This window comes from Bacteroides sp. AM44-19 (assembly GCF_003603395.1).
Taxonomy (GTDB): domain Bacteria; phylum Bacteroidota; class Bacteroidia; order Bacteroidales; family Bacteroidaceae; genus Bacteroides; species Bacteroides uniformis.
Genome location: NZ_QTNB01000010.1, coordinates 78,314 through 94,372, shown reverse-complemented (window position 1 = coordinate 94,372; position 16,059 = coordinate 78,314). Strand labels below are relative to the sequence as shown.

Here is a 16,059-nt window from a genome sequence, read left to right as displayed (position 1 = left end):
CATGATGAAAAGACTCACCCTCCTTTTATGGGTTGCAGGATTGTTTATATTGGGATTATCTTCACTTCACGCCCAGACGGGAGGCCCGTTTCTTCCTTCGGCTGCAGACAGCCGGTGCCGGCAATGGGTGGACTCCGTGTTGTCAGGTCTGAATGTACACGAAAAAGTGGGGCAGCTCATCGTTGCCACCATTCCGGCCAGAGCAGACAAGGCCACGAAAAAGCAGATGCGCGAGCTGGTAAAGAAATACAAGGTCGGTGGCTTGCTGTTTTCCGAAGGTACTCCGGAAGAGCAGGCTATCTTGACCAATATGGCCCGGAAGGATGCCAAGATTCCCGTTATGGTTACTTTCGATGGAGAGTGGGGACTGTCAATGAGGCTGAAAGGCGCTCCGGACTATCCCCGCAATGCCGCCTTGGGATGTATCGAGGACAATGGCCTGATTGAAGAATATGGACGTGAGGTGGCCCGCCAGTTCCGCGAATTGGGGGTACACGTCAATTTTGCACCCGATGCGGATGTCAATACGAATCCGCTGAACCCGGTGATACACGTACGCTCCTTTGGCGAGAACCCGCAGCGGGTGGCGGAAAAGGTGGTGGCATACAGCCGTGGGCTCGAAAGCGGGGGCATACTTTCCGTTTGCAAGCATTTCCCCGGGCATGGCGACACGGATGTGGATTCTCATAAGGCGCTTCCTGCCTTGCACTACGACCGTGCACGCCTGGACAGTGTGGAACTTTATCCCTTCAAGGAAATGGTACGTGCCGGATTGGGGGGTGTCATGGTAGGCCATCTGCAAGTGCAGGCGCTGGACCCGGACGGGGTGACTCCTTCTTCCTTGTCGCGGAATGTGGTGACCGGGCTGTTGAAGGATGAACTCGGCTTTAAGGGGCTGGTGTTTACTGATGCCTTGGACATGAAGGGTGTGTCTGCCATTCCGCAGGTAACTACCAAAGCGCTGCTGGCGGGAAATGATATGGTGCTGGTACAGTTCAATACGAAGAATGCGGTGCAGGAGCTGGTAGATGCAGTGGAGTCGGGACAACTGAGTAAGGACGAACTTGATGCCAAGTGCCGCAAGGTATTGATGTACAAGTATATGCTTGGTTTGAGAAACCGCCAGCCGCAACTTCGGGTCAGCGGAATGAGCTATCGCATCAATACGGAGGAAGCGCAGGCGTTGGCTGCCAAGTTGCGCTGTTCGGCAGTGACTGTATTGAACAATTATTTCGATGTCCTTCCGCTGGCACCGGTGGAAGGTGATATTGCCGTGCTCAGCATCGGAGAGAAGGAGGCGGATGCTCCCTTTGTGGAAGCTATGAAAAAGAATGCAGGCATCAGCCATTTCCACTTGCCTTGGAATGCCGATGAGGCTCTCTGGCAGGAAGTGCAGGGGCAGTTGGCTGCTTTCCGTCGCGTGGTTATCAGCATCACCGGTTCGGCTTATGTCAGCGACCGTGATGTGGCCTTTCTGGAAGGCTTGAACCTGCGTGCTCCGCTGGTCTATACTTTTTTTACCTCTTACCGTACATTGCAACCTCTGATGCCCGCACTTGCCAAATCCAGCGCTGTGGTGCTGGCACATTCGGCAGAGACGGATTTGCAGCAATACGTGGCTGATGTTCTTTTTGCCAAAAAGCCGGCCAGTGGCAGAATGTCGATGAGTATCGGTAAACTGTTTCCGGCGGGAACGGGCTGTATGATTGAGCCGGGCATGAAACCGGGGAAGACTGTTCCGGAAGATTACGGCATGAAATCGTATGTGCTGCAAAGTATCGATGCCGTTGCCCGGAAGGGACTGGAAGCGGGAGCTTATCCCGGTTGCCGCGTGCTGGTGTGGAAAGACGGACTGCCGGTATATGACAAAGGCTTCGGAACCCACTCTGATAAGGATACCACTACTGTCCGTTCTTCGGACCTTTTTGATTTGGCTTCGCTGACCAAGACTACGGCTACGTTGCTTGCCGTCATGAAACTGTATGATGAGGGCAAGATAAAACTGGATGACAAGGTTTCCGCTTATCTGCCCTTCTTGCGCAATGGCAACAAGCGGAACATTACCATCCGCGAACTTTTGTTCCACGAATCGGGGCTTCCTCCCTATATCCGCTTCTACCTGGACATCATAGACCCGAATTCGGTACACGGTCCGTACTCCCAGAGTTGGGTGGACGAGTGGCATCGTACGCAGGTAAGCGAGCATAGCTATTATTGTTCCGATTTTAAGTTCCGGAAAGGGATGGTGTCCGACAAGAATACACCGGCCTATACTCTGCACATGGCAGATGGCATGTGGCTGAACAAGAGTTTCAAGAATTCTATCCTTCAGCGAATAGCCAAGTGCGAGTTGGACGGCAAACGTTATGTTTACAGCGACCTTGGCTTCGTGCTGTTGCAGCAGGTAGTGGAGAAGGTGACGGAGCTGCCGATGGATTTGTACCTTGCCCGTGAGTTCTATGCCCCGATGGGATTGCAACGTACTATGTTTCTGCCTTTGACGAAGTTCACCAAAGCGGAAATCATGCCCACGGCATCCAATGACTTCCTGCGTCGCCAGGATATATGCGGATATGTGCATGACGAGACTGCTGCCTGCATGGGTGGGGTGTCCGGTAATGCAGGACTTTTCTCTACGGCCGAAGAGGTGGCAAAGGTTTATCAAATGTTGCTGAACGGCGGTGAATTCAATGGCAAGCGTTTCTTGAGTGAGGCAACCTGCCGTTTGTTTACGACGGAGAAATCCGCCATCAGCCGTCGCGGTCTGGGATTCGACAAGCCGGATGTATCCATTGTGAAGCGCAGCCCTTGTGCTCCTTCCGCTCCGGAAGCGGTATATGGACATACCGGATTTACCGGTACTTGTGCTTGGGTGGACCCGGAAAACAAGACGGTGTATGTATTCCTCAGCAACCGCTTGTGCCCCAATGTATGGAACACGAAACTGGGTGACATGAATATAAGAAGAGATATCCAGGAATTGATTTATAAAAGTATTATTCCGCAAATCCCCTAAAAACAATCTATCTATAAGGAATGAAGAGAATATACCTGCTTGCCTATATCACTATATTGTGTTGTCTTTGTCCGCTTCTGAAAGCGCAGCTTGGCCCGATGCCGTTTACTCCGGTGCCGCCGAACGACCCTTCGCTTGTACGTCTCTTGAACAGTGACGTGCGGTGCAGGCAGTGGGTGGATTCCGTCATGCAGCGTCTGACTCTGAAAGAACGCATCGGACAACTGTTCATCTATACGATTGCCCCCCAGCAGGACAAGGCCAACAAGGAACTGCTGCGTAAGGTGGTGGAGGACTATAAGGTAGGCGGTCTGTTATTTTCCGGCGGATTGATGCAGAACCAGGTGATGTTGACCAATGAGGCGCAGCGGATGGCGGAAGTTCCGCTGATGATTACCTTTGACGGTGAATGGGGACTGGCTATGCGCCTCCGCGGTACTCCGAACTTTCCGCGAAACATGGTGCTGGGCTGCATACAGAACGATACACTGATTTATGAATATGGGCGCGAAGTGGCCCGCCAATGCCGTGAACTGGGGGTGCAAGTGAATTTTGCTCCTGTAGCGGATGTGAATATCAATCCCAAGAATCCGGTTATCAATACCCGTTCCTTCGGTGAAAGTCCGTTCAATGTGGCGAACAAGGTTGTTGCCTACTCCAAAGGGTTGGAGGATGGTGGTGTACTTTCTGTCAGCAAGCACTTTCCGGGGCATGGGGATACGGATGTTGATTCTCATAAGGCGTTGCCCGTGCTGCCTTTTACCCGTGCCCGTCTGGACAGTATAGAGCTTTATCCTTTCAGAAAAGCCATTCGTGCCGGATTGGGAGGAATGATGGTGGGGCACTTGGAGGTGCCTACCATAGAGCCGCAAAAGGGGCTCCCGTCTTCGCTTTCGCGTAAGGTAGTTTCCGGTCTGTTGGTGAATGACCTCGGCTTTCAGGGGCTTGTCTTTACAGATGCCCTTGCCATGAAAGGGGTATCGGGCAATGAAAGCATCTGTTTGCAGGCGCTGAAAGCCGGCAATGATTTGCTGCTTGTCCCCCGGCGTATTAAGGAAGAAGTGGAGGCTGTGCTTGCCGCTGTGAAAAAAGGGGAGCTGACAGAGAAAGAGATAGAGACGAAATGCCGTAAAGTACTGAAATATAAATATGCCCTTGGGTTGGAAAAGAAACCCCATGTACAGCTTTCAGGTTTGGGGACCCGCATCAATACTCCGAAAACGCGTGATTTGATGCGCCGGCTGAACTTGGCGGCCATCACTGTGCTGGATAACCGGGACGAGGTACTTCCGCTGGACCCTTCCATCGGTGAAGTTGCCGTGCTCAATGTGGGAGAAGCGCAGGAAATCCAGCCGTTCCTCAAGGAACTGTCGCAGTATACCCGTCCTGTGGAGTTCCGTTTGGGCAAGAATCTGCCGGAGGCTGACGGGAACCGTTTGAGAAATGCGCTGGCCAAGTACAAACGTATTCTGGTCTGTGTCACCGAACACCGTTTGACGCCCTATCAGAATTTCTTTGCAAAGTTCGCTCCTGACGTACCGGTGGTTTATCTGTTCTTTATTCCTGGCAAGCAGGTATTGCAGATAAAACAAGGGGACGCTGCTGCTGAAGCGGTGATTTTGGCACACTCCTCCAACGAGGAGGTACAGCGGCAGGTTGCCCGGATTGTTTATGGCAGCGCTTGTTCAGAGGGACGCTTGTCTGCCAGTATCGGTAGTCGGTTTGCTGCCGGTGCGGGAGTGACGCTGACTCCTCAAAGCGCCCCCCGCTTTGTACCCGAAGAGCATGGTATGAATTCCCGTCTGCTGGCTGAAATAGACAAGATAGCTGAAGAAGGCATTCGTGAAGGGGCTTACCCCGGCTGCCAGGTGGTGGTGCTGAAGGATGGCAGGGAGATGTATAATAAAGCTTTCGGTACCCACGTCTGGAACGAGGCCGGAAGCAAGGCGCTTCCCGTAAAGAAGACGGATGTATACGACATCGCTTCGCTGACAAAGACCACAGCCACGCTGCTTGCTGTGATGAAGTTGTACGATGGCGGACGCCTCAATCTTACAGACCGGGTGTCGGATTATCTGCCTTTCCTACAGGATACGGACAAGAAGAATATTACGGTACGCGAACTGCTGATGCATGAATCCGGTCTACCTTCTACCTTGCTATTCTATCAGGAAGCGATTGATGAAGAGAGCTACACCGGCACTTTGTTCAAGGCACGTCCCGATGCCCGGCATTCCGCACGCATCGGACGGCAGACTTGGGCGAACCCTAAGTTCCGCTTCCGTCAGGGACTGACGTCGAAGGTGCAGACACCGGAATATACGATGCAAGTGTCCGACAGCCTTTGGCTGAACCGTTCCTTCAAGCAAGAGTACTTGCAGAAGATTGTGGATACTCCGCTTAGAGATAAACGTTACCGTTATAGTTGTGTGGGCTTTATCTTGTTGCAGCAGTTGGTCGAGGCGCGCACCGGCATGTCTATGGACGAATATCTGGCCAAGGAATTCTATACTCCGATGGGATTGGAGCGTACGGGGTATCTTCCTCTGCGCTTCTTGAAGAAGGAAGATATTGTACCTTCATCAACAGATCCTTTCTTGCGTAAGACTACCTTGCAAGGATTTGTACATGATGAATCTGCAGCTTTTCAGGGCGGCGTTTCCGGTAATGCCGGGCTGTTCTCCACTGCCGGAGAAGTGGCAAAAGTCTATCAGATGTTGCTGAATGGGGGTGAACTGGACGGTAAGCGCTATTTGAGCAAGGAGACCTGCAGGGTATTTACTACCACCGTCTCAAGGATAAGCCGCCGGGGGCTGGGATTTGATAAGCCCGACCGGCGTAATCCCCAGAAGAGTCCCTGCGCAGAGTCTGCCCCTGCTTCTGTCTACGGTCATACCGGTTTCACGGGTACTTGCGCCTGGACAGACCCGAAGAACGGCTTGGTTTATGTCTTTTTGAGCAACCGCACCTATCCGGATGTGTGGAATAACAAGTTGATGAGGCTGGATATAAGGACGAGGATTCAGGAAGCTGTATATAAGGCGATGCTGGGAGGAAAAAAATAACTGGTAGAATTAAAAAGAGCCTCCCTTGCTCACGCAGGAAAGGCTCTTTTCTTCTTCAATTTTGAAACAATTAAATTCTATCTGTTAAGCTTTAAGTGTGTGTCTTATCAGAACGCAATACCTACGCGCAGACCGAAATTGCTCAAACCGTCTACGCTGTACGTAAAGAGGTCACCTTTGTTCGTACCGTAGCTGTAATAGGCTGCGAAATGCAAGCCCGGTCCATAAGCCCAAGGATACACATTGAAACCAATTTCAGGAGATACATAGAAACCCCATGTATCCTTGTTGGCTTCGAATACGTTGAAGGTTGACTTCAACTGTGCATATTCAGCACCCAGTTTTACACCGGCATACGGCTGGAATGCACCTCCACGGTTCCATACATAGCGGGAGGCCAGACCGAAAGGCAACTGGAATGCAGTGTGCTGCTGGTCGGTATTCAGACTGCCGCCTTCGCCTACGGGAAGTGTCTGGCGACCGAAATACTCATGGTTGCTATGGTAGTTCAAGAAAGCTCCCAATGCAAAATTGTCTGTCAGGAAGTAACCGCCTTCAAAATTCATACCCCAGCCGCTTGATTTGTCGGCGAAGTTGTTGCTGAGGGGAAAGTTATATTGCCAGTCGATATTGGCATAACCGTTATCGGTCATCTGTGCCTTCGTCGGTAGGGCGAAGACGAGAGCAAGAGCGGCAACCGCAAATACTCTCAAGGAAAGATATTTTATTGTTTTCATACTTTGTTCTTGTTTTTTGGTTCAATGGCAACTTCCCAGTCCGGAAAGGATGCTGCCGTATTATTCTTGTTACCTTAATATTGGGTAACCCGTCATTTGTCACTTATAGCTCGTAGCTTGTCACTACTTGTTAGTCAGGTAAGTTGATTGAGTGAAAGCTTGGTTCACACCTTGCACGGCAAGTTTGGTATTGACAGAAGTAGAACCACTCAGCAAGCCGCTCATATAGCTGGTCCACAGAACAGGAAGTTTCTCGCTCTGGCCTTGCGGCGCCTCCAGATTCAACAATTCGCTGATAAAGGAACCGGTGCTGTAGGAATAGTTCACGGCATAGGGATAATACCATCCGCCCCAGTTGCCCCAGTAAGGAGCATCCCAGTAGCCTGGATAGTTCCACCACCATTCGGGACGTCCGTAGTCGGTGAAGTAATAGGTACTTCTGACATAGCTTACCTGCAAGCCAAGGTCGGCTTCTTCCCGGTCATCCACACGGATGTAGCCGCGGCTGTTCATGTTAGCAACATAAGCGCTGAGAATTTCCTGGGCATTCTCATCTTTCCAGTATTCGGCGTTTTCCTTATCACCGATGACCAGAATGCTGTCCGGCAAGTAATAAGTTTCGAAGGTTTTGAAATCCGCCTTCTTGTCATAGTTGGTATAAACCAGATAATTATTGTCCAGCTTATCCATGTCAGGGTCTTTTTCGCAAGATGCAAGCGTCACTGCAAAGACCGCTAATAATAGGGGAATAAATTTCTTCATACTTTTATAATTGTTTAGGTTTAATATAAATTCCTGCCCTATGGTACCTTAGGCTTTTGTGAGAAAAAACAAGATAGGATATAAAAGGTTCACGTAGAGGTATGTTAAAAGTGATAAAGGAATAGGGTGACAGCACTTTTAACGTAACTGTCACCCTATTGCACTTATCATGTCATTACTTTATCACCCTATCATCTTTTCCATATCCGTGCTGTCCATCCTCCTCCGGGTGCCATGTGTATGTTCAGCTTGTCCCCCGAGGTCACGGTGCGTACTTCTTTCTTGTAGTCGGTTGCTTCCCGGTCGGCATTGATGCCGTCGGAAAAGATTTCGGCTTCGTAACTTCCTTCTCCGAGGAAGGAAAGGTCGATGGTACAGTCGCGTGGTGTCCAGTCGGTCATAGAGGCGACGTACCAGACGTCTCCCTTGCGGCGTGCCAGTGTAAGGTATTCACCTACTTCACCGTCCAGTGCCACGGTCTCGTCGAAAACGGTAGGCACTTTGGCAATGAAATCCGTGCATTCCTGCTCCTTCATATATTTGCTGGGGCTGTCGGCAAGCATTTGCAGCGGGGCTTCGAAGAGGGTGTACATCGCCATCTGGTGGACGCGCGTACCCTGGCTCATCGGATGGTCGTTGACGGCACGGAAGGTTTCGCGGGTTGCGTTCATTGTGGCTCCCGGTGTGTAGTCCATCGGACCTATAAGCATACGCAGGTAGGGAGCAGTCACGTCATAGCGCGGGAAGTTATGGAGGGGGGCTCCGTTCACTATCGGTTCCCATTTGGCGTTCTCCAGTCCCTTTACACCTTCAAAGTTCAGGACGTTGGGATAGGTGCGCTGTATACCGTATGGCTTGAGTCCATGCAGGTCTAATACCAGGCGGTGCTCGGCGGCGCAGGCTACAATGCGTTCTACGGACTGTACCAGTGGCTGGTCGTCACGGTCGAAGAAGTCTATCTTGAAGCCTTTGATACCCATCTGTGCATAGTGGCTGAATGCGGTTTCTGTATCTTTGGCAGAGTTTCGCCAGCTTGCCCAGAGAATGATGCCGACGCCCTTCTGGTTTCCGTAGGCTACCAGTTCCTTTAAATCGATATCCGGATTCAGGTCTTTCAATAAGGATTCGTTTCCGCTCCAGCCGTCATCGATGATGATATATTCCAGGTTGTTGTCGGCGGCAAAGTCGATGAATGCCTTATAAGTCGGGGTGTTCATGCCGGCTTTGAAGTCTACGCCAGTCAAGTTGCAGGTGTTCCACCAGTCCCAAGCCACTTTGCCGGGTTTAATCCAGGAAATGTCTTTGATGCGGCAGGCGGGGGCAAGACGCTGTGCCATGTCGTTGTCGGCAAGCTGCGTGTCCTTTTCGGTGACGAGCACCACACGCCAGGGGAGCTCCTGCTTGGCACAACGGGCGATGTAGTCTGCACGTTTTGTCGGTATCAGGTTCAGCCGGTTGTGTCCGCCGATTATTTCCTCCAGCGGATAGGGGGCAAATGCTGCCTGCAGTCCTTGACGTGTCTGGGGATTTGCAGTGAGGAACATGCCGGGATAGTTTTCCAATCCGGCTTCCATGATAACGGCTTTCTTTCCTCCGTCCAGGCAAACCATCAGTGGGGTGATGGAGAGTGAGTCGGTGTGCATTTTGGACAACGGGGCTTCGTCGTAGTAAGACTCGAAGGAGAAGCAATAGCGCTCACCGTTGCGGTTGTCGTTTATGTAAGGTACAAATGCCTGGTAATCCTTGTCGAAATTGAAGTCCGCTGTTTCGTTGAGGACGATAAACGGCTTGTTCTGTTCGGAAATGAAGCGATAGGCAGCGCCGTCATCGTATGCGCGGAACTGTACACTGTAGCCTCCGCGGCATTTCAGTGTCAGCTGGTTGTAGACATCCTCCACACTTGCCTTTTTGTAGAGGGGAGTGGGGAAGGAGGACTCCACAGACTTGCGTTCTGCACGGATTACTTTTACATTTTTACCGAAAGTTATTGCTTTCTTGGCTGATTTTTCATCTCTGCCTTGCAGGGCGATGGCAGAGGGTTGCAGCACCGTGGTTCCGTCGTGTGCTATCTGCCAGGTGAGGGCTTCTCCGGCATCTACCGTAACGGATAGTTTTCCGTTGGGTGATGCAAGTTGGTATTGCTGTGCACGGACCGTGCCCAAGCAAAGGAATAATAAACAAAAGGTTTGAATAAGGAGGCTTTTCATGTTGATTTATTTTTGAATGATTTTCTTTATCTTCTCCAGTTCCTCGGCAGAGAAGTCTGTATTTTCAGTCGCTTTCAGGTTATCTGCCAGTTGGGCAACGGAGCTCGCTCCGATGATGACGCTTGTCACCAGGTCGTCCTTCAACAGCCAGGCAAGTGACATCTCGGCAAGGGTTTGCCCGCGTGAGGCAGCAACTTCGTTGAGTGCCTTGATTTTTTGCAGCGTCTCGTCGGTCAGTGCTTCTTTCTTCAGGAAAGCCCCCTTTGCCATGCGCGAATCTTCGGGAATACCATTTAGGTAGCGGTTGGTCAGCAGGCCCTGCGCCAGCGGGGAGAAGGCGATGAAGCCGGTTCCGTTCCCTTTGGCTTGCTGCAGGATACCTTCTTCTTCCGGTTCGCGGTTGAAGAGATTGTATCTGCCTTGATAGAGCAGGCAGTGTACATCCCGTTCTTCCAGGTATTTGTAGGCAAACTCGGCCGCCTCTTTGGGATATTTGGAGATTCCTACATAGAGTGCTTTGCCTTGCCGTACGATATCAACCAGTGCTTGCAGGGTCTCTTCAAGCGGAGTATCCGGGTCGTAGCGGTGGGAGTAGAAGATGTCCACATACTCCAGGTTCATCCGTTTCAGACTTTGGTTGAGGCTGCTCATCAGGTACTTGCGTGAGCCCCACTCCCCGTAGGGGCCGGGCCACATGTCGTGTCCGGCCTTGGTGGAGATGAATAGTTCGTCCCGATAGGGCATGAAGGATTTCTTCATAATCATTCCGAAAGTCTCTTCGGCGGAACCGTAGGAAGGACCGTAATTGTTGGCGAGGTCGAAATGCGTGATTCCACGGTCGAAGGCATAGTGCGCCATGGCCTGGGAATTGGCAAATGTGTTCACGTCGCCGAAGTTGTGCCACAATCCGAGTGATATTTCCGGCAGCAGGATGCCGCTTTGCCCGCAACGGCGGAATTTCATGCCGTTGTCATAGCGTTCGGGCGCTGGAGAATAAATAGGGTTTATCATGATATTGTATTTTGTGGGTTATCCCATTATTACTTCTACTGTATGCGTGCCCGGCAGATGGTTCACCACATTGCCTTCTATCGGCTGGCCGTCTACTGTGACGGACTTGATGCCTTTGCACACACCATCGGGATTCTTCACGGTAATATGATATTCTGCCCCGCGGAACCTACGCTTCACGTTGAAGCCTTTCCAGCCTGCCGGGATACAAGGATTGATTTCCAGACCTTCATACGAAGGCTTGATGCCGAGTATGAATTGCGTGATGGCATACCACATCCAGGCAGCCGTTCCAGTCAGCCAGCTGTTCTTGCCTTCACCGGGGCGGGCGGCGTCCTTGCCGGCCACCATCTGGCAGCATACGTAAGGTTCTACTTTATGCAGGGCACTGTGCTCTTCGGTGTACGACGGGCATATCTTGCGGAAATACTCCCAGGAACGGTCACCCCGTCCCAGTACGGTTTCTCCGATGATGACCCACGGGTTGTTGTGGCAGAAGATACCCGCATTTTCCTTGTAGCCGGCGGGATAGGTGGAGATTTCTCCATACTCCACAACATAGCGGGTGAAGGGTGGATTGTTGAGTACAATACCGTGTTCGCAGTCCAGGCGTTCCTTTACGGAGTCCAGTGCTTTTTCTACCATGCCTTCTTCCAGTCCGATGCCTGCCATGGTGCACCAGCCTTGCGATTCGATGAAGATTTGTCCTTCTTCGTTCTCTTTGGAACCTACCTTGTGGCCGAAGTAATCGTAGGCGCGCAAGTACCAGTCACCGTCCCAGCCATGTTTTTTCACGGCTTCCACCATGTTCTCTATATAGGTTTGCGCTCTGTTTGCTTCGTCGTCTTTACCCAGGTGGCGGCATAGTTCCACATAGTCGCGTCCGCATACCACGAACAAGCCGGCAATCATCAGCGATTCTGCTTGGCTGCCTTCCGTCTGGTTTTCCGTGGTCTGGAAGGATTCATTCGGGTCCCAGGAGAAGCAGTTCAGGTTCAGGCAGTCGTTCCAGTCGGCACGGCCGATGAGGGGCAACATGTGGGGGCCGAGGTTCTCGATGACGTGGTTGAAGGAGACGCGCAGGTGCTCGAACAGAGACACTTCCGAACCTTCTTTGTTGTCGAAGGGGACGGGCTCATCCAGGATACTGAAGTCTCCCGATTCCTTGATGTATGCCACCGTACCGAAGATAAGCCACATGGGGTCATCGTTGAAGCCGCCGCCGATGTCGTTGTTGCCGCGTTTGGTCAGCGGTTGGTATTGGTGGTAGCATCCTCCGTCGGGGAATTGGGTAGAAGCTATGTCGATGATTCGTTCGCGGGCTCGTTCCGGTATCTGATGCACGAAGCCCACGAGGTCCTGGTTGGAGTCGCGGAAACCCATTCCACGACCGATGCCGCTCTCGAAGAAAGAGGCGGAACGGGACATGTTGAAGGTAATCATGCACTGATACTGGTTCCAGATGTTCACCATGCGGTCCAACTTTTCTTCGTCGGTCTTCACGACGTAGATGTCCAGCAGGCGGTCCCAGTAGGCTTTCAGCTCGGCAAAGGCGGCATCTACTTTGGCGGTAGTGTCGAAGGCCGAAATCATCGCCTTAGCCTTTACCTTATTTATAATAGGTGAAGAGGGTACACTCTGCTTGAACGCTTCATGCAGAGATTCTTCACGTTCCTCGAACTTTGCCTCCTGCTTGTTTTCCACATAGCCCAGCAGGAAGATGAAGTCGCGGCTTTCGCCGGGTTGCAGTTCTACTTCCAGATAGTGCGAGGCGATGGGACTCCAACCGTGGGCAATGCTGTTGCCCGGTCTGCCTTCTACTACCCGTTCCGGGTCGGCAAACTCGTTGTAGAGTCCCACGAATGTTTCGCGGTCGGTATCGAAACCGTCTACGGGTGTATTGACACTGTAGAAGGCGTAGTGATTGCGGCGTTCCTTGTATTCCGTCTTGTGGTAGATGACAGACCCGTCCACTTCCACCTCTCCCGTGGAGAAGTTACGCTGGAAGTTCTCCATGTCCGTAGCGGCATTCCACAAGCACCATTCGGCAAAGGAGAATAGTTTGAGTTTTCTCACTTTGGCAGAAGTATTCCGCAAGGTCAGCTTCTGCACCTCTCCCCAGGTCTTCAGTGGGACGAAGAAGAGCAGGCTGGCTTCGATGCCGTCTTTGGATCCGGTGATGCGGGTATAGCTCATGCCGTGGCGACACTCGTAACTGTCGAGTGCAGTCTTGCAGGGCTTCCAGGTGGGAGACCATACGTTGCCGCCTTCATTGATGTAGAAGTAGCGTCCCCCGTTGTCCATCGGCACGTTGTTGTAGCGGTAGCGGGTGATGCGGCGGAACTTGGCGTCCTTGTAGAAGGAATAGCCTCCGGCAGTATTGGAGATGAGTGAGAAGAAGTCTTCATTGCCCAGGTAGTTAATCCATGGCCAAGGTGTCTTGGGGTCGGTAATGACGTATTCGCGGTTGTCGTCATCGAAATATCCGAATCTTTTGTCTTGCATATTATTTCTTGTATTTAGTTTGATACATTCTTCGTTGGTTGTGCCATCCGGCCATTTTCCCGGAAGCACGCTTCAAATTTAAAAACTTTTCTCCTATCACCCTTGTTTGCCCGGTGTGTTTTTTCCCCTCGGAAACATGAAGTACTGGAAAAAGATACAAAAGTATCACTGTACGAGTCTATTTCGCTCTATCTTTGTAAACACATTTTATGATTAACCGATATGAAACACTTATTCGCATTTTTGTTCCTTCTTGGAATTACCTTTTCTCTTTCTGCCCAATCTGTCCGCGAACGTATTTTGCTGGATGATGGCTGGCAGTTTGCTTCTGGCAATGCTTCCTCACCGGAGAAAGACTTCGGCTGCGGAACGGAGTACTTCAACTATCTGACTAAAGCAGCCTCTATCCATAATGAGGGTCCTTACTCCCCTAAGTTCAATCCGGAGAAGTGGGGTGTGGACTGGAAGACGGTCAACCTTCCGCATGACTGGGTGGTTGATTTGCCTTATGCCAAAGAGGCGAGCCACAGTCATGGCTATAAAGCCGTCGGCTATAAATTCCCCGAAAACTCTGTGGGATGGTACCGAAAGACCATCACCGTGCCACAAGAGGACCTCGGCAAACATCTTTATCTTCAGTTCGACGGTATCTTCCGTGATGCCCGTATCTGGATAAACGGTTTCTACCTGGGACACGAACCGAGCGGCTATGCCACGCAGGTGTATGACATTACGGAATACTTGAATTACGGAGAAGAGAATCTTATCTGCGTCCGTGCGGATGCCACGCTCGAGGAGGGCTGGTTTTACGAGGGTGCGGGCATCTACCGCCATGTATGGCTGAACAAGACGGCGCCGTTACATGTAGCTCCTTTCGGAACCTTTGTGCACAGCACGCTGGCCGCACCTTTTGACAAGGCCAAGCTGACGATAGAGACCACTGTTGAAAACTCCGGTCTGCAAACGGAGGATTACCGCCTCTGCCATATCCTCCGGGATGCCGACGGCAAGGAAGTGGCACGCTGCGAAACGGCCGGTCAGCCGGTACTGCCGAAAGACCGCCAGCTCACCGTCGGTGAAATAGCGCTGGACAAACCTCATCTTTGGAGTGTGGATACACCTTATCTATATACACTGCTTACGGAAGTCTATCAGCATGGCAAGCTGGTGGATGCTTATACCACTACTACGGGTATTCGTGACATCCGCTTCGATGCCGACAAGGGCTTCCTCTTGAACGGACAGCCTCTGAAACTGAAAGGTGTGAACATGCACCAAGACCACCCCGGAGTAGGTGCCGGCATTCCCGATGCCCTGCAAGTGTACCGACTGAAGGAACTGAAGAAGTTCGGCTGCAATGCCTACCGTTCTTCCCATAACCCGATGACTCCCGAAATGCTCGATGCCTGCGACAGCCTCGGCATCCTTGTGATAGAAGAAAACCGTCTGACGGGTGTCAACGAGGAACATACTCGCCTGCTGAAACGCATGATAGACCGCGACCGCAACCATCCGTGCATCATCCTTTGGAGCGTAGGCAACGAGGAGTGGGGCATCGAGTGGAAAGAAAGCGGTACACGCATTGCTGCCACGATGCGCGAATATTGCCACCGTTTCGACCCTACGCGCCTCATGACCGTTGCTTCGAGCAGTGGCCCTGCCATCTTGATTCCCGCAGACGTGGCTGGTTATAACTACATCCTTCAGAACCCTGTGGAGCAGCACCGCAAGGATTATCCCGGCCGCCGTGCGCTCGGTTCGGAAGAGACCACGGGCTGTGGTACGCGCGGCATCTACTTCGATGCCCACGACAAAGGCCACATGGTGGCGCACAACCGCAAGCCGAACGGACCTGACAGCCTGCTGAACTGCATCGAGCGTGGCTGGAAATTCTATGACGAACGTCCCTATTTGGCGGGTCTTTTCTATTGGACGGGTTTCGACTACCGCGGCGAGCCCAACCCCATGAAGTTCCCGGCTACGGGCTCACAATTCGGCATTCTGGACTACTGTGGCTTCCCCAAGGACGAAGCCTGGTATCTGAAGTCCTGGTGGACGAATGAGCCGGTGCTGCACATCCTTCCTCACTGGAATCTGCAAGGTCACGAAGGTGATAGCATCGACATTTGGGTATACAGCAACTGCGATGAAGTGGAATTGACTGTGAACGGCAAGAAACTGGATCGCAAACCGATGCCCCGAAACGGCCATCTTTCCTGGAAAGCCGTTTTCCAGCCCGGTGCAGTGAAGGCTGTAGGCTATAAGAACGGCAAAAAAATATTGGCCCGTACTGTGGAGACTACCGGTGCTCCTGCCCGTATCTCCCTGACGGCAGACCGTCCCGTCATTCAGGCAGACAATCGGGATGTGGCAGTGTGTAATATTGAGTTGCAGGACAAGAAGAAACGTTTTGTCCCCACTGCCTGCAACGACTTGACGATAACCGTCTCCGGTCCGGTACGCATCCTTGGGGTGGGGAATGGAGACCCCGCTTATCGGGCTACGGAACGTCCGGCCGACGCTGATGCCCGCACCTATCAGGTAAAGGCATTCAACGGACTTGCACAGGTGCTGTTGCAAAGTACCGGCGAAGCGGGAGAAGCCACACTGACGGTCGTTTCGGAAAACCTGCCGGAAACTTCCTGCGTCTTGAAGCTGCAGAAGTAAGCGGCTTATCATTCATATCATCCGGCGAAGCGGAGACCTTTCTTTTGTCTATGGGGCAAGAGAGGGATCTCTGCTTCTTTCTTCCTCAA

The 16,059-nt window shown here is 52.0% G+C and carries 8 protein-coding genes; 3 read left to right on the top strand and 5 right to left on the bottom strand.

The window, feature by feature from the left end; genetic code table 11:
- Position 1: 1 nt before the first annotated feature.
- Together DW947_RS14705 and DW947_RS14700 are read left to right on the top strand one after the other, a co-directional pair.
- Positions 2 to 3,016, top strand: coding sequence for a glycoside hydrolase family 3 N-terminal domain-containing protein (locus DW947_RS14705; RefSeq protein ID WP_117963078.1), 3,015 nt, complete (start codon positions 2 to 4; stop codon positions 3,014 to 3,016).
- A 20-nt stretch (positions 3,017 to 3,036) separates the two neighbouring features.
- Positions 3,037 to 6,081, top strand: coding sequence for a glycoside hydrolase family 3 N-terminal domain-containing protein (locus DW947_RS14700; protein ID WP_117963080.1), 3,045 nt, complete (start codon positions 3,037 to 3,039; stop codon positions 6,079 to 6,081).
- Between the two features lie 107 nt (positions 6,082 to 6,188).
- Here the strand turns inward: DW947_RS14700 and DW947_RS14695 are convergent, their stop codons facing one another.
- The 5 genes from DW947_RS14695 to DW947_RS14675 all read right to left on the bottom strand — a co-directional run bounded on the left by DW947_RS14695 (position 6,189) and on the right by DW947_RS14675 (position 13,303).
- Complete coding sequence (locus tag DW947_RS14695) at positions 6,189 to 6,818, bottom strand: outer membrane beta-barrel protein (RefSeq protein ID WP_005834794.1); 630 nt, start codon at positions 6,816 to 6,818, stop codon at positions 6,189 to 6,191.
- Between the two features lie 123 nt (positions 6,819 to 6,941).
- Positions 6,942 to 7,580 carry a DUF4136 domain-containing protein gene (locus tag DW947_RS14690; protein ID WP_005834796.1) on the bottom strand — a complete coding sequence of 213 codons (639 nt, stop codon included), beginning with the start codon at positions 7,578 to 7,580 and terminating at the stop codon, positions 6,942 to 6,944.
- Between the two features lie 191 nt (positions 7,581 to 7,771).
- Positions 7,772 to 9,787: a glycoside hydrolase family 97 protein gene (locus DW947_RS14685; protein ID WP_117963082.1), complete on the bottom strand. Its 2,016-nt coding sequence runs from the start codon at positions 9,785 to 9,787 to the stop codon at positions 7,772 to 7,774.
- 6 nt (positions 9,788 to 9,793) lie between these two features.
- The gene (locus DW947_RS14680) at positions 9,794 to 10,798 is read right to left on the bottom strand and encodes an aldo/keto reductase (protein ID WP_005825039.1); all 1,005 of its coding nucleotides are present in this window, start codon (positions 10,796 to 10,798) and stop codon (positions 9,794 to 9,796) included.
- A gap of 18 nt (positions 10,799 to 10,816) precedes the next feature.
- Positions 10,817 to 13,303 (bottom strand): GH36-type glycosyl hydrolase domain-containing protein, encoded by a 2,487-nt coding sequence (locus tag DW947_RS14675; protein ID WP_119958549.1) that lies wholly within the window; start codon positions 13,301 to 13,303, stop codon positions 10,817 to 10,819.
- Between the two features lie 222 nt (positions 13,304 to 13,525).
- On the opposite strand from DW947_RS14675, the gene galA reads away from it, so the two are divergent.
- Positions 13,526 to 15,970: a beta-galactosidase GalA gene (gene galA, locus DW947_RS14670; protein ID WP_119958547.1), complete on the top strand. Its 2,445-nt coding sequence runs from the start codon at positions 13,526 to 13,528 to the stop codon at positions 15,968 to 15,970.
- Positions 15,971 to 16,059 lie beyond the last annotated feature (89 nt).